Source organism: Roseateles sp. PN1 (genome assembly GCF_038419725.1).
In the GTDB taxonomy this organism is placed as follows: Bacteria; Pseudomonadota; Gammaproteobacteria; order Burkholderiales; family Burkholderiaceae_C; genus Paucibacter_A.
This window is the reverse complement of sequence record NZ_JBCARA010000003.1, coordinates 91412-108746: the sequence shown is the minus strand read 5'-3', so window position 1 is coordinate 108746 and position 17335 is coordinate 91412. Positions and strand designations below refer to the sequence as shown.

Genomic DNA, 17335 nt, shown 5'->3' with positions numbered 1-17335 from the left:
AACTGCTTGCTGACTTGCTACTGCTGAAAAATAGGCTCAGGCCTTGATCAGGCCCAGTTCGCGGCCGGCCTGGGTAAAGGCGGCCACGGCTTTTTCGAGATGCTCACGCTCATGCCCGGCGGACACTTGCACGCGGATGCGCGCCTGGCCCTTGGGCACCACGGGGAAGAAGAAGCCCACGGCATAAATGCCCAGCTCCAGAATTCGGGCGCTCAAGCGCTGTGCCATCACCGCGTCGTAGACCATGATGGGCACGATGGGGTGGGTGCCGGGCTTGATCTCAAAGCCGGCGGCCTGGATGGCGGCGCGGAAATAGGCGGTATTGGCTTCGAGCTTGTCACGCAGCGCGGTGGAGGCTTCCAGCAAGTCCAGCACCGCGATCGACGCGCCCACAATGCTAGGCGCCACCGTGTTGCTGAACAGATAGGGACGCGAGCGCTGGCGCAGCAACTCAATCACTTCCTTGCGGCCGGAGGTGAAGCCGCCCGAGGCGCCGCCCAAGGCCTTGCCCAGGGTGCCGGTGATGATGTCGATCTTGCCAAACACACCACGGTATTCATGCGTGCCGCGGCCGGTTTTGCCCAGAAAACCGCTGGCGTGGCATTCATCAATGCCCAACAACGCGCCGTATTGGTCGCACAGGGCGCGGATCTTGTCCAGCTGGGCGATGGTGCCGTCCATCGAGAACACACCGTCAGTGAAGACCATGGTGTGACGGGCGCCTGCCGCCTTGGCGGCTTCCAGCTGGACCTGCAGATCGGCCAGATCGTTGTGCTTGTAGCGGAAGCGCTTGGCCTTGCACAGGCGAATGCCGTCGATGATGGAGGCGTGGTTCAGCTCATCGCTGATGATGGCGTCTTGCTCGCCCAGCAAGGGTTCGAACAGGCCGCCGTTGGCGTCAAAGGCTGCGGCGTAGAGGATGGTGTCCTCGGTGCCCAGGAACTTGGACAGACGCTGCTCCAGCGTCTTGTGCAGATCCTGGGTGCCGCAGATGAAGCGCACCGAAGACAGGCCGTAACCATGCGTGCGCAAGGCCTCATGCGCCGCTTCAATCACTTGCGGGTGCGAGGACAAGCCCAGGTAGTTGTTGGCGCAGAGATTGATGACCTCACGGCCGTCATTCGTGTGCACCACCGCGCCTTGCGCGCCGGTGATGATGCGTTCGCTCTTGTAGAGCCCCGCCTCGCGGATGCCGGCCAATTCGGCCTGGATATGGGCATAAAAGTCTTGCGTGCTGGCCATCGCTTGTCTCCCGCTGTGCGCTTGATGCACAATTCACTAAATTGAACACAGTTCGATATATCGAATTCGTGTGCAGTATCCAGGATTTCAAAACCAAGGTCAAGCATGTCGCTCACGAATCCAGAGAGTCTCGAGCCCCCCAAGGTGGGCGCCACTTTGCAAGCGCTGCGGCAAGCACAGGGCTTGTCGCTGGACGAACTCTCACGCCGCGCGGGGGTGTCCAAGTCCATGTTGTCGCAGATTGAGCGCAATCAGGCAAACCCGACCGTCGCAGTGGTTTGGCGCCTGGCCAATGCCCTGCGCGTGGAGCTGACAGAGTTGCTGGGCGGCGAGCGCAGCGCGCCGCCGGCCATCGAAACCGTGCCAGCCCACGCCACACCGGGCATGAGCAGCCCGGACGGGCTGTGCCAGTTGCGCATCCTCGGCCCCATCGATCTGGCCGGGCAATTCGAGTGGTACGAGCTGACGGTGCAGCCCGGCGGCGCGCTTGAATCAGCCGCCCATCAGCCCGGCTCACGCGAGCATTTGAGTGTGCTCAAAGGGCATTTGGTGGTCAGCGCAGGCGGGGCGTCACAGACCCTAGGCGCCGGTGAAACCGCGCGTTATGCGGTGGACGGGCCGCACGCCATTCGCAATAGCAGCAAGCACCCTGCCGTGGCCTTGCTGGTGGTGCTTCACGCCTGAGGGGCGCCCTGCGGCTCAGCGAGCAAATCACCCAGCAAATCAGCCAGCGTTAGGCGATCCCAGTCACTGCGCTGCCACAGGGGCGCCAGCGCGGCGCCGCGTTCGGCCAACATGGCATTGAGCAGCCGGTGCGCCGGCGTCAGGCTAGGCTGGCAGAGCAGCACCAGGCGCTGCGCCCCGCCCTCTTCCAGGCGCCCGATCCAGTCCAGGCCTACGAGGCTATCGAGCACGCCCTCCAGCTGCAGCGGGTCCACCCGGATCGCATGGGCCAGCTGCGAGCTGGCCAGGCCGCCCCGGCCCGTGCCCTGCACGCGCCACAGCTCCCGCAATACATCCAGCGCCAAGGCAAAACTCACGCCCGGCGTATCCGGCCGGCGCGGCATGCCGCCGCCCAGGCTGGGCGCATTAGCTGCCAGCACAGCGCCGATCAGCATGATCACCCAGCCCAGGTAGAGCCAAATCAGGAAGATGGGCACGATGGCAAAGGCACCGTACAGCGTTGAATAGGTAGGCACTGCTTTCAAGTACCAGGCCAAGCCAGACTTGGCCGCCGTGAAGGCCAGGGCCACGAACAAGCCACCCACGGCCGCATGGCGCCAGCGCACATGGGTATTGGGGACATAGTGGAACAAGCCCGCCACGCCGCCCGCAAGAATCAAAATCTGCATCACATTAAAGCCGATGGACCAGTTGCCGGCTAGGTCCCCCAGCAAATCACGTCCCGTGGTGACGGCATAGCTGGTCAGCGCGATGCTGCCGCCCAGAATCAGCGGGCCCAGTGTCAAAGCCGCCCAGTAGACAAGGACGCGTTGCGCCAAGGGGCGTGGCCGTTTGACCCGCCAGATCAGGTTCAGGGTGCGGTCGATGGTCAGCATCAAGGCCAGCGCGGTGATGCCCAGAAAAGCCAGGCCCATGGCACCCAGGCCCTTGGCCTTCATGGCGAATTGGGTCAGGCCCGTCATCACCGGCCGGGCGATATTGATGGGAATCAGGTTTTGCAAAAAGTACTTCTCCAAGGCCCCCTGAAAAGAGGAAAACATGGGGAAGGCAGTGAACAAAGCCAGCATCACGGTGATCAATGGCACCAGCGAAATCAGCGTGGTGAAGGTCAGGCTGCCAGCGGTCAGGCCCAAGTGTTCTTCGAGAAAGCGAGTGCGCAAATTGACCAAAACTAGCCACAGGCGGCTGCTGCGAATGCGGTCGAAATGGCGGCTGGGCGCGGATGCGGAATTGCTGATAACAGGGCGCAAGCTGTGGCCCTTGGACGGAGAAGAAATGCTCATGCTGGCTATGATGCCAGCATGTCGTCCACCACGCCCCTCACACCCACCTCCCGCACGCAAGCCAGCCAGCGTGAGGCGATGACTCGCCTGCTGGCCCTGGGCTCGCTGATCGCCCTCTTCCTGCTCTGCTTAGCTTGGGAGTTATGGCTGGCGCCCACCGGCCGCGGCACCCTGGCCATTAAGGCCCTGCCCCTGCTGCTGCCCATGCTGGGCTTGTGGCGCTACCGGCTCTACACCTTCCGCTGGCTGAGCCTGATGATTTGGCTCTACTTTGCCGAAGGCGCCGTGCGCGCCACCAGTGAAGCCGGCCCTGCTGTCTGGCTGGGATCGCTGGAAGTGCTGCTGAGTGTGCTGATTTTTGTGGCCTGCGCCATGCATGTACGCTTGCGCATTGCTGCGGCCAAAGCCGCTAACGCCGACAAGGCCAACAGCACTGAGCCCGCAAACGCATGAGTCAAACGCCCTTGCTAACGGCGCTGCGGGACTTGCTCGGCGAGGCTGGCTTGCGTGTTGGCTTGGCGAGCGGTGGCGCAGAGGAGGATTTGTCAGCCTTTGAAAAAGACTGGCGCGGCCGCTACCAAGGCCGGGCGTTGGCGGTGGCCAGCCCCAGCAGCACCGAGCAAGTTGCCGCTGTGGTGCGCCTGTGCGCGGCGCATGGCGTGAGCATCGTGCCGCAAGGCGGCAATACGGGACTCGTGGGCGGCGGCGTGCCGGATGCCAGCGGCAGCCAAATCCTGCTGAGTTTGCGACGACTGCAGGCCGTGCGCGAACTCGATGCCGCTAACCTGACCCTGACGGTGGAGGCCGGCTGCAGCTTGCAAGCGGTGCAGGAAGCCGCCGCTGAGCAGGGCCTGCTGTTCCCGTTGAGCCTGGCCTCGGAAGGCAGCTGCACCATTGGCGGCAATCTCGCCAGCAATGCTGGTGGCACGCAAGTGCTGCGTTATGGCAATGCCCGCGAGCTGTGTCTGGGCCTGGAAGTGGTGACGGCCAGCGGCGACATCTGGTCCGGCCTGAGTGGCCTGCGCAAGGACAACACCGGCTACGACTTGCGCCACTTGTTCATTGGCAGCGAGGGCACGCTGGGCATCATCACGGCGGCCACGCTCAAACTCTATCCGGCACCACAGGCGCAGCTGACTGCCCTGGCCACTTGCGCCGATCTGAATGCCACGGTGGCCTTGCTGGCACTGGCGCAAGCGCAAACGGGTGCGGCGCTGACGGCGTTTGAGTTGATGAACGATGCGGCCATGACTTTGCTGCGCCGCCATCTGCCGCAGCTGGTACAGCCCCTGTCGCCCAGCCCCTGGACGGTTTTGCTGGAACTCTCAGACTGCGAAAACGAAACCCATGCACAAGCGCAGCTGGAGCAACTGCTGAGTGAGGCCGTGAACCGAGGCCTGGTGCAAGACGCCGCCGTGGCCCAAAGCCTGGCGCAGAGCCATACCATGTGGCAGCTGCGGGAGTCCATCTCCATGGCGCAGAGCAAAGAAGGGCTCAATATCAAGCACGACATCGCCCTACCCGTCTCGCGTATTCCTGCCTTCGTGGCGGCCACGGATGCGGCTTTGCGGGCAGGCTTTCCCGGCGTGCGCCTGATCACCTTCGGCCATCTGGGGGACGGCAATCTGCACTACAACGTGCAAGCACCCGAAGGTGTCAGCGCGGCGGAATTTCTGGCCACGCAAGAGCCTGCCATCAACCGTCTTGTCTACGACGCGGTACAGCAGTTTGGTGGTTCGATCTCGGCCGAGCACGGCATCGGCCAGCTCAAACGCGAAGAATTGGCGCTGCGCAAAGACCCGGTCGCCCTGGCGCTGATGCGGTCCATCAAGAGCGCGCTGGACCCACAGGGTGTCTTCAACCCGGGGCGCTTGTTGTAGGTCTCAGCTGCCGCAGCGCGGCAACTGAGAGTGGCCCGTCAGAGCCTAGCGCTAGGATCGCTTAGCGACCCAACACCGCGCGCTGGCCCATCAAACGGCCAAGCAAACGAGTAGCTAAGCGCCACACCAGGCGCAGCATCAGCAAGGCCATCAGCGCTTCGCCCACGGTCAGGCAAAAAGCGCCAAAACTGCCCCAGCGCGGTTCACGCCGGTGGAATTTGGCGATAGCCCGGTCGCGCGCTTGCTCGATGCTGTCGTAGAAGCTGGGCACCACCAGCAGGGTCAGCAAGGTCGAGGTGATGGTGCCACCGATGATGGCCACGGCCATGGGGCGGTAGAACTCACCGCCTTCGCCGATGCCGATGGCCACCGGCAGCATGCCGGCGATCAGGGCGAACGTGGTCATCAAGATGGGACGCAGGCGCTTGCGGCCGGCTTGCATCAGCGCTTCCTCACGGTCCACGCCCTCGGCCTCCAACTGGCGCGCGGCGTCCAGCAGAAGGATGGCGTTCTTGGCCACCAAGCCCATCAACATGATCACGCCGATGAAGCTCATCAGATTGAGCGTACCCTTGGTCATCAACAAGGCCAAGACCACGCCGATCAGCGAGAGCGGCAAGGACAGCATCACCGCCAGCGGCGCGGTGAAGGAGCTGAACTGCATCACCAAAATCAGATACATCAGGCCGATGCCGCTGATCAGGGCGATGCCCATGGCGCCAAACACTTCTTCTTGCTCGCGCGAGGAGCCTTCCAGGTCGATGCCGTAGCCGGGCGGGTAGCTCATGGCCTTGGCGATCTTCATCGCATCTGCGGTCACTTCGCCGGCCGAACGGTCTTGTGCGTTGGCGGCCACGGTGATGGTGCGTTTGCCGTCGGCATGCTCGATCTTGGACGGCCCGCGGCCCATGCTGACCGTGGCGATCTGCTCCAGCGGCACCATCTGGTTGGTGCCGGTCACGGCGATGGGTAGGCGCTCGATATTGCTCAGGTCCACCCGGTCATCGGGATGCAGGCGCACGGCGACATCGCGGGCTTCACCGGTCGGGTCAACCCAGTCGCCCACCTCGACGCCGGCAAAGGCCACGCGCAAGGCTTGTGCAGCGTCGCCCACCGAGATGCCAAGGGAATTGGCCAGGCCGCGGTTCAACTCGATCTGCAACTCGTTCTGCGGATCTTGCTCGGACAGGCCCACGTCCACCGCGCCCTTGACCTGGCGCAGCTTGGCCATGAATTCAGTGGTGATCTCCTGCAGCTTGCGTGAATCAGGCCCCGAGAAGCGGATCTGCACCGGCTTTTGCGCGCCGTTGTTGAAGTCGTCCAGCACCACATACTCGGCGCCCACCAGGCGGGCTACTTTGCCGCGCAGGTCAACGGCGATCTCGGCGGCCGAGCGCTTGCGCTCGGTGCTCTTGCCGATGTCCACATAGATGCGCCCACCACCCGAGTTGACATTGCTGTTCGTGGCAACCACTTCCGGGATGCTGCGCGCCAACATGGCGGCACCTTCGAGCTTGCGGCGGGAGTATTCCAAATTGCTGCTGGCCGGGCTGCGCACATCAATGGCCAGCATGCCGTTGTCGGACGCAGGCAAGAAGCTGGAGCCGCCAAACTTGGCTTGCAAAACAATGGCCGCGATCAGGCTCAGCACCGCAAAGGCCGCCATCCAGCGCCGGTGATGCAAGGCCCAGGCGATGACGTTGCCGTAGCGGTCGCTTTGGTGGTCAAACCAGTCGTTGAAACGGGCGAGCTGCTTGGAGATGCCGGTCTTGGGCGCATGGTGATGGCCCGGTGGGTCGCCCCAGTAGGCCGACAACATTGGATCTAGGGTGAAGGAGATGAACAAGCTCACCAACACCGAGGCCACCACGGTGACCGCAAAAGGCCGGAACCATTCACCCGCGCCGCCGGGCATGAATGCCACCGGCACAAACACCGCCACGATGGAGAAGGTGGTGGCGGCAACGGCCAAGCCGATTTCGGCGGTGCCGTTCAAGGCCGCGCTGCGCCGGTCGGCGCCACGCTCCATATGGCGCACGATGTTCTCGCGCACCACGATGGCGTCATCAATCAACACGCCGATGGCCAGAGACAAGCCCAGCAAGCTCATGAAATTGAGCGTGAAGCCGCACAGCCAAACGGCGATGAAAGCGGCAATCACCGAGGTCGGCAAGCTCAGCGCCGTGATCAAGGTGGAGCGCCAGGAGTTGAGGAAGATGTAGACGACAAAAATCGTCAAGCCGGCGCCGAAGACGAGTGCGTGGATGACGTTGTTGAGGTTGTCTTCCGCTTCCTTGCCACCGTCGCGGGTGATTTCCAGCTTGCTGCCCTTGGGCAGGTTGGCATTGAGCTCATCGATCAGCTTGCGCACTTGATTGGCCACCGTCACGGTGGAGGCATCACGCGCGCGGTTGATGGACAGGCCGACATTGGGGTGGCCGTTCCGCACACTGAAGCCATTGAGCTCGGCAAAGCCGTCGCTGATCAAGGCCACTTGGCCGAGTCGGATCAGCTCATTGCCGCTGCGGCGGATGACGATTTGCTGGAACTCCTCGGGGCTTTCAATGCGGCCGGCTAAGCGGATGCTTTGATCCTCCAGCGTGCCACGTACCTTGCCCACCGGGGCGCTGACGTTCTGGCTGCGCAAGGCGTTCACCACCTCGGACACCGAGACGCGGTACTCCCGCAATTTCTCGGCCCGCAGCAGCACGCTCAACTCGCGTTTGAGCGCACCGTTCACATAGACCACCGAGACGCCGGGGATCCCGCGGAACTTGTCGGCCAGCTGATCCTCCGCCAAGCGAGAAATCTCGGCGTGGGTTTGGGTCGTGCTGGACAAGGCCAGCTGCATGATGGGCTCGGCGCTGGGGTCGATGCGCTCGATCACCGGCTCGCGGATCTCGGTCGGCAGCTTGTAGCGCACCGTGGAGATGGCGTTGCGCACCTCCTCGGCCGCCTCGATCATGTTCTTCTTGAAGTTGAAGATCAGAAAGAAGCTGGCATTGCCTTCACGCGCGGTGGCCCGCACCCGGCTGATGCCTGAAATGCTTTGCAGCGACTTCTCGATGCGGTTGAGCACCTCGCGCTCCACCGTCTCAGGTGATGCGCCGGGGTAGTTGATGTTGATCACCAACATCGGCTCTTGCACATCCGGGATCTGGTTGACGCGCAAGTTCTTCAGGGCCAACAGCCCCAAGCACATCAGCGAGATGATGATGACCAGGGCCGCGATGGGCTTTTTGATACTGAAGTCTGAGAGAAACATGGGCTTACCTCCCCGCGCTGGCGGCCGACGCAGCGCCCACCGGCGCCGACTTGCCCACCAAGGTGACGGCTTGGCCATCACGCAGATTGGAGCCGGGGTTGCGCAGAATCATGTCGCCCTCGGCCAGGCCGGAGCGCAGCGCATAGTCACCGCGGCGGCTATCGCGTTCGCCCAATTCCAGCTTGACCTTGGCGAGCTTTCCGTCCTTGACACGCCAGGCGTAGCTGGCGTCACCCACGCGCAGCAAAGCAGCTTCGGGCAGCATCAGGCTCTTGACCGAGCTGGACTCCACGCGCCCTTCGGCATACAGGCCCGACACCTCGGGGCCCTTGCCACCATCGAAATCCACCAGCACCTCGACCTGACGGGTAGTGGCATTGGCGGCGGCATCGACGCGGCGGATCTTGCCCTGAAAATCGCTCTTGGCGTAGCCGTTGACGCGGAAGTTCACCACTTGGCCGACTTGCAGTTCTTGCATGCGATCGGCGGACACCAGGCCTTCGAAACGCATGCTGCGCGGATCGATCACCTTGACCAATTCCTTGCCGATCTGGGCCGTGTCGCCGATGGACACCTTGCGTTCGCTCACGACGCCATCAAACGGTGCCCGCACCTCGGTGCGCGTGAGCAGTTGGCGAGCCGTGACCACACGGGCTTTGGCCGCCACCAGATCGCTTTGCGCGTTATTGCGGCGCATTTCGGCATCCTCCAGTGACTGCATGGAGCTCATGCCCTGCGCCTGCAAGGTCTTCTGGCGTTGGTATTGGCGCTCGGCCTGTTCGAACGATTGACCGGCGGCGCGCGCGGCTTCGGTGGCAGAAGTGAGGCCATCGCGAATGGCGGTGTCATCCAGATGCACCAGCAATTCACCGCGCCGAACCGCCTGGCCGTTCTCCTTGAGCACCTGTTGCACCACGGCCGAAACCTCGGCGCGAAGATCCGCTTTTCTTTCGGGCTGCACCGAGCCGGTGATCACCGGCCCGACGGCATAGGCGCCCACGCGCAGGCTGAGCAAGTCCTCAGGTGCAATCAACAGCGTTGCAGCCGAGCCTTCTGCTGCGCTCGCCCCACTGGCGGCCGAGGCCGTTGCAGCTACCTTGCCGTCCGCCGGCTTGCCACATGCGCTGAGCGCCAACACACCTAGCAACATCAAAGCCGCAGGCAGGACGCGAACGCGGAGAAGGCCAAGGGATGGTGTCGGCGACGCGCTCGTGCGGGCAGTCGAGAAAGAAGGCTGGAAACTGGCGGGGGACATCGGGCGAACTCCGAACTATTGTTTTGGCTCGCGAGCTTATCCTGAATCAACGTCCCTGCCGTTGGTCATGCACAGCTTTGACCCTATTGCAGAGGACCCTTGAGCCCTTGCGGCAGCGGCAAGGCGACAACGTCAATGCCTTCATCCAGCAAGGCCGCCGTTTCGTCGGCACTGGCTTGGCCGCGGATGCCGCGCTGCTGCGACTCTCCGTAATGGATGCGCCGGGCTTCTTCGGCAAACTGCGAGCCCACATCCTCGGTATTGGCCAGCACCTGTTGAACCGCTTGCAGCAATTGGGCTTGCAAGCCCTGAATAGCGTCAGCTGACTGATCCCGCGCTTGGGCAGCCTGCGATGGTGCAGCCACTGGCACCACCGAACTGGCATCAACAGAGCGGCTAGGCGCGCCCGCGGGCGTTGACGCCGCCGCCGGCACCGCCGTTTGAGGTCCCGCTTGATGGCCAGCCTTAGAGGCGCGCAAATGGGAGACGTTGAGATGCGGAGCCGTTGGCATGCGGCTAATGCGCTGATCGCTGCACATGGGGCATGTGAGCAAGCCACTGGCGGTCTGCGACTCGAAGTCGGTGGCTGAGCCGAACCAGCCTTCAAAGCGATGACCGTGGCTACAAGCCAGATTGAGAACGAGCATGTGAAAGGGAAATCGACCGGCCGGCGCTCAGGCCGCCGGCTGCCAGTCCAGCGCCCAGGCGCCCGATTGCCAGCGCTGCAGCCAAAGCAGGCCGATCAGGGTCTTGGCATCGGTCAAGCTGCCGTCCGCGGCCCAGGCTTCCAATTCGGCCACGCTGTGGCTGACCAAATCCAGGAACTCGCCCTCATCCAGATCTTGCTGCCCGGCCACCAAGCCGCGTGCAAAGAAGATCTCAATGCCTTCGTCGGAATAGGCAATGGCGTTGTGCAAAACACCAGCATGGGCCCATTCCCGCGCCCGGTAGCCGGTTTCTTCCAGCAACTCGCGCTGCGCGCAAAGCAAGGGCGCTTCGCCGGCATCGAGCTTGCCAGCGGGGAACTCCAACATCACCCGGCCCATGGGGTAACGGAATTGGCGCTCCAACAGCAAGCGGCCGTCGTCCAGCAGAGGCACGATCATCACAGCGCCAGGGTGGCGGATGTATTCGCGGGTGGCGACTCGGCCATCGGGCAAGCGCACGTGGTCGCGCTGCACCTTGAGGAAATGGCCGTCGAAAACTTTCTCGCCTTGGACTAAGACCTCGCGCAGATGCGAGTCCTGAACGTCAGAGCCTGCGCCCTGCCCTTCACCTGGCAACTCAATCGCCATGACGACGGCGGCGCAGATAACACCACACAAAACCCGGGAAGCCCAGGGTGATGAAGAGGCAGAAGGCGGCGGCGTAAAACTCCCAGCCCTGCGGCTGACGCTGGCCCAGGCGTGCTTCGAGAGCAAAGCCCAGGGCCAAGCTCAAGCCCGCCATCAGCGCCAATTCCAGCAGGCGCCAGCCCACGGGCTTGCGCGCGTGGTCCGGGCCAAAGAAGAAAAAGATGCGCTCGGAGAAGTAAGGCAGGTTGGCGGCCAGCACTGCAGCCGCCAACACCAGCCAGACGGCTGTGGTCTGATCCATCAGCGGAAGTTCAGGTCGCCAGCGTCTTCACGATGGCTTGCGCGCACCAGGCCATCAGGCCACCAGGCAGCAAACCGAAGACCAGCACGGCGGCGCCATTGAGCGACATCACCAGGCGAACGTCGCCAGGAGCCGTCAGCGGTGCGCGGTCGGTGGGTTCGTCGAAGAACATGACCTTCACCACACGCAGGTAATAGAAAGCACCGATCAGGGACACCACCACCGCGAACACGGCCAGGTAAAGATAGGCGGTCACATTGCTGGACACCAGAGCCTGCAGCACCGACAGCTTGGCGTAGAAGCCAGCGGTAGGCGGAATGCCTGCGAGCGAGAACATAAAGATGCTCATCACAGCGGCATACCAGGGGCTGCGCTTGGCCAGGCCGGCCAGATCGCGGATTTCCTCGGCCTCATGACCTTGGCGCGACATCAGCAAAATCATGCCGAAGCTGCCCAGCGTGGTCATCACATAGACGATGGCGTAGAACATCGCCGAGCTGTAGGCATTGGCGGCCGACAAGGTGTTGTCATTGACCACGCCCGAAGCCAGGCCCAGCAGCATGAAGCCCATTTGAGCGATGGTCGAGTAGGCCAACATGCGCTTCAGATTGGTCTGCGCAATCGCGGCCAAGTTACCGACCAGCAGGGACATGATGGACAAGACCACCAGCATCTGTTGCCAGTCGACGGCCAGGCCGATCATGCCTTCCACCAGCAGGCGGACGGTGATGGCGAAGGCTGCCAGCTTAGGCGCGGCACCCAAGAGCAAGGTCACAGCCGTGGGCGAACCTTGGTAGATGTCAGGCACCCACATATGGAAAGGCGCAGCACCGAGCTTGAAGGCCAAGCCGGCAGTGACGAAGACCAGACCGAAGATCAGCACCGACTTGTTCGCTGCACCCGTGCTGATGACCTTGAAGACCTCAGGGATAGACAGCGAGCCGGTGGCGCCGTACATCATGGACAGACCGTAGAGCAAGAAGCCGCTGGCCAAAGCGCCGAGCACAAAGTACTTCATCGCAGCTTCGGTGGCGTTGGCATTGTCGCGACGCAGGGCCACCAGGGCATACAGCGACAAGCTCATCAACTCCAGGCCCAGATAGATGACAAGGAAGTTGTTGGCCGACAGCATCACGAAAATGCCCAGCAAGGAGAACAGCGTCAGGGTGAACAACTCACCCTTGAGCAGTTCGCGCGAAGCGGCATAAGGCCGGGCGTAAACCAGCGTGACAATGGTGGCCACGCAGGCAAAGAACGCCAGCAAATGCCCCATCGGATCGGACACCACCATGCCTTGCATGGCATAGACCGTGTCGCCGGCGCTGAAGTAAGACAGGTGCATGGTGCCGACCACGGCCACCGTCAGCTGTGTCAGCCAGTAGGTTGGGCGGCGCTGGGAGTCGGTCACAAACAGATCCACGATGGCGATGACGCAGGTCATGACCAGGAGGATGATTTCGGGATAAACCGCGAGCCAGTTCATATTGTTCATTTGTTCTCGGCCCTTGATCAGTTAGCGCTGGCCGCCGAAGCGGCTGGCTCTGCAACGACTTCAGCCGCTGTGGGCGCTTCAGCCGCCGGCACAGCAATCAGCGTAGGCAGCTTGGAGGTGCCCACATGCTTAAGCAACTGGCTGACCGACTTGTCCATCACATCGGTGAAAGGCTTGGGATAGATACCCATGTACAGCACCGCAATCGCCAGCACAGCCATCATGCCGAACTCACGGGCATTGATGTCGGTCAGGTTCTTGACGTTGTCATTCGTGACCGGGCCGAAGTAGACGCGCTTGTACATCCACAGCGAGTAGGCCGCGCCGAAGATCAGCGCAGTCGAGGCAATCGCGCCCAGCCAGAAGCTGTACTTCACAGTACCCAGAATCACCATCCACTCACCGACGAAACCAGCGGTGGCAGGCAAGCCGCAATTGGCCATGGTGAAGAACAGCGCGAAGGCCGCGAACTTAGGCATGGTGTTCACCACGCCGCCGTAGGCTGCGATTTCACGCGAGTGAACGCGGTCGTACAGCACGCCGATGCTCAGGAACATGGCGCCCGACACAAAGCCGTGCGAGATCATTTGCACCAAGCCGCCGGAAACACCCAGGTCGTTGAAGATGAAGAAGCCCAGGGTCACAAAACCCATGTGCGCGATGGACGAATAGGCCACCAGCTTCTTCATGTCTTGCTGCACCAGCGCAACCAGGCCGATATAGACCACAGCGATCAGGGACATGGCGATGATCAGCCACGACCAGTGATGTGCAGCGTCCGGAGCGATCGGCAGCGAGAAGCGCAGGAAGCCATAAGCACCCAGCTTCAACATGATGGCAGCCAGCACCACCGAACCGCCTGTGGGCGCTTCAACGTGGGCGTCTGGCAGCCAGGTGTGCACGGGCCACATCGGCACCTTGACCGAGAATGCGGCCAGGAAGGCGAAGAACAGCAGCGTCTGCGTGTGCATCGGCAGCGGCAGCTTGTGCCAGGTCTGGATGTCGAAGCTGCCGGCAGCTGCGAAGTACAGATACAGCAAGGCGATCAGCATCAAGAGCGAGCCGGCCAGCGTGTAAAGGAAGAACTTGAACGCTGCGTAGACCCGGTTCGGGCCGCCCCAGACGCCGATGATGATGTACATCGGGATCAGGGTGGCTTCGAAGAAGACATAGAACAGCATGCCGTCCAGGGCCGAGAACACGCCGATCATCAGACCCGACAGCACCAGGAAGGCACCCATGTACTGATTGACCCGCTTCTCGATCACTTCCCAAGCGGCCACCACCACGATCACGGTGATGAAGGCCGTCAGTGGCACGAACCACATCGAGATGCCGTCCACGCCCAGGTGGTAGCGGATATTAAAGCGTTCGATCCAGGGCTGGTTCTCGACGAACTGCATCGCAGCGCTGGCATTGTCGAAACCGCCGATCAGAGGCAAGGTCACAGCAAAGCTGATCAGTGCAGCCAGCAGCGCAAGCCAGCGCACGGCCTTGACCTGATCATCACGGCCCAGGGCCAGCAAAATCAGGCCGAAGGCGATGGGCAGGAAGATTGAAAGACTAAGCAACATATTTTTGTTCTCCGCCCCAGGTCACAGACCCAGACCCATCAGGGTCTTGAATTGAGGACCGATATAGGGCCACAGCTGCCAGGTCATCAAGCCAATGACACCCAACATCATCACCAAGGCATACCAGTACAGATGGCCGGTTTGCACGCGTCGCACCAGACCTGCCACGCCACCAACGGTGCGGGCCGAGCCATTGATGATGACACCGTCGATCAAGCCCACATCGCCGCCCTTCCAGAAGGCCAGGCCTAAGCCGCGCGCGGCTTTGGCCAGCACGTTCTCGTTGAACCAGTCCATGTAGTACTTGTTCTCCAGGATGTTGACCAGCGGACGCAGCACGCGGGCCAGCGTCGCAGGGATGCTGGGAGCGACCATGTAGAACACATAAGCCGTGACCACCCCACCCAAAGCCAACCAGAACGGCAGTGTCATCAAGCCATGGCTGGCCATTGCGGCAGCACCGTGGAACTCAGACTTCAGCTCTTCCATCGCGTGATGCAGTTCGTGGTTCACCACGATGGCACCGTTGAAGAAATCACCATGCAGCATCGGGCCGATGGTCAGGTAGCCGATCACCACCGAGGGGATCGCCAACAAGATCAACGGTGCCGTCACCACCCAAGGCGACTCGTGCGGCACGTGCGGCTCGTGATGACCATGATCGTCATGGTGATCGTGCTCGCCCGGGAAAGGCTTGTGACGGAAATTCTCCTTGCCGTGGAAGACCAGGAAGTACATCCGGAAGGAATAGAAAGCTGTGACGAAGACACCTGCAGTCACCGCGAAGATCGCGAACTGTGCGCCCGGCAGATGGCTGGCGTGCACGGCTTCGATGATGCTGTCCTTGGAATAGAAACCCGAGAACAGTGGCGTGCCGATGAGTGCCAGGGAACCCAGCAAAGACGTGATCCAAGTGATGGGCATGTACTTGCGCAGGCCGCCCATATTGCGGATGTCCTGATCGTGGTGCATGCCGATGATCACCGAGCCAGCGCCGAGGAACAGCAAGGCCTTGAAGAAGGCGTGCGTCATCAGGTGGAACACGGCGACCGAGTAGGCCGACACGCCCAGCGCGACCGTCATATAGCCCAACTGCGACAAGGTCGAATAAGCCACCACGCGCTTGATGTCGTTCTGGATGATGCCCATGAAGCCCATGAACAGCGCTGTGATGGAACCGATCACCAGTACGAAGTTCAAGGCCGTGTCCGACAACTCGAACAAGGGGCTCATGCGCGAGACCATGAAGATGCCGGCCGTCACCATGGTGGCGGCGTGGATCAGCGCGGAAATAGGCGTCGGGCCTTCCATCGAGTCAGGCAGCCAGACGTGCAGCGGGAACTGCGCGCTCTTGCCCATGGCGCCGATGAACAAGCAGATGCAAGCCACCGACAACATCATCCAATCACTGCCCCACAACGGCGCGGTGAAGGCGATTTGAGCCAGCTCGTCCTTCTTGGCGAACACTTCGCCGTAGTTCAGCGAGCCGCTGTACGCGACCAGCAGGCCAATGCCCAGGATGAAGCCAAAGTCACCCACGCGATTGACCAAGAAGGCCTTCATATTGGCGAAGATCGCGGTCGGCTTGGTGTACCAGAAACCGATCAGGAGATAACTCACTAGGCCCACGGCTTCCCAGCCGAAGAAGAGCTGCAGCATATTGTTGCTCATCACCAGCATCAACATGCTGAAGGTGAACAGCGAGATATAGCTGAAGAAGCGCTGGTAGCCCGGATCCTCTTCCATATAGCCGATGGTGTAGATGTGCACCATCAGCGACACAAAGGTCACCACGCACATCATCATCGCCGTCAGGCTATCGACCAAGAAGCCGACTTCCATCTTCAGGCCGCCCACCACCATCCACTCGTAAATGGTCTGGTTGAAATGCGCGCCGTCATTGACAACCGCATTGAGCGTCATCGCCGACAAGATGAAGGAGATCAGCACGCCGAGAATCGTCACGCTGTGGGCGCCACGGCGGCCCACTTGCTTGCCGAAGAAGCCAGCGACCACGGCGCCGACCAGCGGTGCCAGCGGCACCGCCAGCAACATGTTTTGAGAAAGTTGTGCAGACATACAGCGATCAGCCCTTCAGCGAGTCGAGTTCATCGACATTGATGGTGGCGCGATTACGGAACAGCACGACCAGAATGGCCAGTCCGATCGCCGACTCGGCCGCCGCCACGGTCAGGATGAAGAACACGAAAACCTGACCCTGCATATCGCCCAAATAGTGCGAGAAGGCCACGAAATTCAGATTCACCGCCAGCAGCATCAATTCGATCGCCATCAAGAGCACGATCAAGTTCTTGCGGTTCATGAAGATGCCCACCACCGACAGGGCGAACAAAACCGCGCCCAGCGTCAGGAAATGGCCCAATGTAATTGCGGCACCCATCATGCAGCTCCCTTGCTGTTCTCGGCGGCTGCCGCTGCCGTTGCCTCAACGGCAGGCACTTCCACTGTCGGCGCCATCTTGACGATGCGCAGACGATCACCCTTCTTCACCTTGACCTGGTCGCCAGGGTTCTGGCTACGCGAATCCTTGCGGCCACGCAGCGTCAGGGCGATGGCGGCAATGATGGCCACCAGCAGCAAGACCGCCGCAATTTCCAGCGGGTAGAGGTATTGCGTGTAGATCGCGATGCCCAGCAGCTTGGTGTTACCCAGCTGCAAAGCCAGCGCGCTCGGTTCGGGCGCAGCGTTCAAGCGGAAGCCGCCCATCAGCACAGCGGCCATTTCCAGCGCTGCGAAGGCGCCGACCAAACCACCCAGGGGCAGATGTTTCCAGAAGCCTTGGCGGACCTTGTCGCTGTTGATGTCCAGCATCATCACCACGAACAAGAACAGCACCATGACAGCGCCGATGTAGACCAGCACCAGGGTGATGGCCAGGAACTCGGCCTTCAACAGCATCCAGATACAGGCTGCATTGAAGAAGCCCAGAATCAGGAACAAGGCAGCGTGTACGGTGCTCGGCGCCGTGATCACACGGAAGGCCGAACCCAGCAGCACGGCCGAGAAGATGTAGAACAAAACGGTTGTGATATCCATGCGATTC

At 61.8% G+C, this 17335-nt stretch carries 14 protein-coding genes and 1 pseudogene; 3 read left to right on the top strand and 12 right to left on the bottom strand.

Annotated elements, in window-relative coordinates:
• Window positions 1–36: 36 nt before the first annotated feature.
• Window positions 37–1242: a glycine C-acetyltransferase gene (gene kbl / locus AABB87_RS05590; RefSeq protein ID WP_341970352.1), complete on the bottom strand. Its 1206-nt coding sequence runs from the start codon at window positions 1240–1242 to the stop codon at window positions 37–39.
• A gap of 105 nt (window positions 1243–1347) precedes the next feature.
• Here kbl and AABB87_RS05585 point away from each other — a divergent pair, with 105 nt between their 5' ends.
• Window positions 1348–1926 carry a helix-turn-helix domain-containing protein gene (locus AABB87_RS05585; protein WP_341970351.1) on the top strand — a complete coding sequence of 193 codons (579 nt, stop codon included), beginning with the start codon at window positions 1348–1350 and terminating at the stop codon, window positions 1924–1926.
• On the opposite strand, the gene AABB87_RS05580 is transcribed toward AABB87_RS05585, so the two are convergent.
• Window positions 1917–3209: a YihY family inner membrane protein gene (locus tag AABB87_RS05580; protein WP_341970350.1), complete on the bottom strand. Its 1293-nt coding sequence runs from the start codon at window positions 3207–3209 to the stop codon at window positions 1917–1919. The two genes, AABB87_RS05585 and AABB87_RS05580, sit on opposite strands and share 10 nt — an antisense overlap.
• Window positions 3210–3227: 18 nt before the next feature.
• Between AABB87_RS05580 and AABB87_RS05575 the strand changes: the two genes are divergently transcribed.
• Window positions 3228–3662 carry a DUF2069 domain-containing protein gene (locus tag AABB87_RS05575; protein WP_341970349.1) on the top strand — a complete coding sequence of 145 codons (435 nt, stop codon included), beginning with the start codon at window positions 3228–3230 and terminating at the stop codon, window positions 3660–3662.
• Window positions 3659–5089: an FAD-binding oxidoreductase gene (locus AABB87_RS05570; protein ID WP_341970348.1), complete on the top strand. Its 1431-nt coding sequence runs from the start codon at window positions 3659–3661 to the stop codon at window positions 5087–5089. Before AABB87_RS05575 ends, AABB87_RS05570 begins: the two co-directional genes overlap by 4 nt.
• 61 nt (window positions 5090–5150) lie before the next feature.
• On the opposite strand, the gene AABB87_RS05565 is transcribed toward AABB87_RS05570, so the two are convergent.
• The 10 genes and pseudogenes from AABB87_RS05565 to AABB87_RS05520 all read right to left on the bottom strand — a co-directional run bounded on the left by AABB87_RS05565 (window position 5151) and on the right by AABB87_RS05520 (window position 17328).
• Entirely contained in the window at window positions 5151–8354 is a 3204-nt protein-coding gene (locus tag AABB87_RS05565; protein WP_341970347.1) for an efflux RND transporter permease subunit, read from the bottom strand.
• A gap of 4 nt (window positions 8355–8358) precedes the next feature.
• On the bottom strand, window positions 8359–9504 hold the full coding sequence (locus tag AABB87_RS05560; protein ID WP_341970346.1) for an efflux RND transporter periplasmic adaptor subunit: 1146 nt from the start codon (window positions 9502–9504) through the stop codon (window positions 8359–8361).
• 188 nt (window positions 9505–9692) lie between these two features.
• A complete protein-coding gene (locus tag AABB87_RS05555) occupies window positions 9693–10256 on the bottom strand; it encodes a DUF1178 family protein (protein WP_341970345.1) in 564 nt (187 codons plus the stop codon).
• A 27-nt stretch (window positions 10257–10283) separates the two neighbouring features.
• Entirely contained in the window at window positions 10284–10904 is a 621-nt protein-coding gene (locus tag AABB87_RS05550) for an NUDIX hydrolase (RefSeq protein WP_341970344.1), read from the bottom strand.
• Window positions 10894–11205 (bottom strand): DUF2818 family protein, encoded by a 312-nt coding sequence (locus AABB87_RS05545; RefSeq protein ID WP_058719600.1) that lies wholly within the window; start codon window positions 11203–11205, stop codon window positions 10894–10896. The genes AABB87_RS05550 and AABB87_RS05545 overlap by 11 nt, the downstream gene beginning before the upstream one ends.
• 10 nt (window positions 11206–11215) lie before the next feature.
• The gene (nuoN, locus tag AABB87_RS05540; RefSeq protein ID WP_058719599.1) at window positions 11216–12697 is read right to left on the bottom strand and encodes an NADH-quinone oxidoreductase subunit NuoN; all 1482 of its coding nucleotides are present in this window, start codon (window positions 12695–12697) and stop codon (window positions 11216–11218) included.
• Between the two features lie 107 nt (window positions 12698–12804).
• Window positions 12805–14271 (bottom strand): annotated as a pseudogene (locus AABB87_RS05535) (NADH-quinone oxidoreductase subunit M); the annotation flags it as partial.
• A 21-nt stretch (window positions 14272–14292) separates the two neighbouring features.
• The gene (nuoL, locus tag AABB87_RS05530; protein WP_341970343.1) at window positions 14293–16350 is read right to left on the bottom strand and encodes an NADH-quinone oxidoreductase subunit L; all 2058 of its coding nucleotides are present in this window, start codon (window positions 16348–16350) and stop codon (window positions 14293–14295) included.
• A gap of 7 nt (window positions 16351–16357) precedes the next feature.
• Window positions 16358–16672 carry an NADH-quinone oxidoreductase subunit NuoK gene (gene nuoK, locus AABB87_RS05525; protein WP_156421931.1) on the bottom strand — a complete coding sequence of 105 codons (315 nt, stop codon included), beginning with the start codon at window positions 16670–16672 and terminating at the stop codon, window positions 16358–16360.
• Window positions 16672–17328: an NADH-quinone oxidoreductase subunit J gene (locus AABB87_RS05520; RefSeq protein WP_341970342.1), complete on the bottom strand. Its 657-nt coding sequence runs from the start codon at window positions 17326–17328 to the stop codon at window positions 16672–16674. The genes nuoK and AABB87_RS05520 overlap by 1 nt, the downstream gene beginning before the upstream one ends.
• Window positions 17329–17335 lie beyond the last annotated feature (7 nt).

What these genes read in the sequence shown, in the direction of transcription:
- nuoK (WP_156421931.1), bottom strand. Translation starts at nt 16,672, where the DNA reads ATGGGTGCCGCAATTACATTGGGCCATTTCCTGACGCTGGGCGCGGTT.
- AABB87_RS05580 (WP_341970350.1), bottom strand. Translation starts at nt 3,209, where the DNA reads ATGAGCATTTCTTCTCCGTCCAAGGGCCACAGCTTGCGCCCTGTTATC.
- AABB87_RS05560 (WP_341970346.1), bottom strand. Translation starts at nt 9,504, where the DNA reads ATGTTGCTAGGTGTGTTGGCGCTCAGCGCATGTGGCAAGCCGGCGGAC.
- AABB87_RS05575 (WP_341970349.1), top strand. Translation starts at nt 3,228, where the DNA reads ATGTCGTCCACCACGCCCCTCACACCCACCTCCCGCACGCAAGCCAGC.
- AABB87_RS05585 (WP_341970351.1), top strand. Translation starts at nt 1,348, where the DNA reads ATGTCGCTCACGAATCCAGAGAGTCTCGAGCCCCCCAAGGTGGGCGCC.
- AABB87_RS05520 (WP_341970342.1), bottom strand. Translation starts at nt 17,328, where the DNA reads ATGGATATCACAACCGTTTTGTTCTACATCTTCTCGGCCGTGCTGCTG.
- AABB87_RS05555 (WP_341970345.1), bottom strand. Translation starts at nt 10,256, where the DNA reads ATGCTCGTTCTCAATCTGGCTTGTAGCCACGGTCATCGCTTTGAAGGC.
- nuoN (WP_058719599.1), bottom strand. Translation starts at nt 12,697, where the DNA reads ATGAACAATATGAACTGGCTCGCGGTTTATCCCGAAATCATCCTCCTG.
- AABB87_RS05570 (WP_341970348.1), top strand. Translation starts at nt 3,659, where the DNA reads ATGAGTCAAACGCCCTTGCTAACGGCGCTGCGGGACTTGCTCGGCGAG.
- kbl (WP_341970352.1), bottom strand. Translation starts at nt 1,242, where the DNA reads ATGGCCAGCACGCAAGACTTTTATGCCCATATCCAGGCCGAATTGGCC.
- nuoL (WP_341970343.1), bottom strand. Translation starts at nt 16,350, where the DNA reads ATGTCTGCACAACTTTCTCAAAACATGTTGCTGGCGGTGCCGCTGGCA.
- AABB87_RS05565 (WP_341970347.1), bottom strand. Translation starts at nt 8,354, where the DNA reads ATGTTTCTCTCAGACTTCAGTATCAAAAAGCCCATCGCGGCCCTGGTC.
- AABB87_RS05545 (WP_058719600.1), bottom strand. Translation starts at nt 11,205, where the DNA reads ATGGATCAGACCACAGCCGTCTGGCTGGTGTTGGCGGCTGCAGTGCTG.
- AABB87_RS05550 (WP_341970344.1), bottom strand. Translation starts at nt 10,904, where the DNA reads ATGGCGATTGAGTTGCCAGGTGAAGGGCAGGGCGCAGGCTCTGACGTT.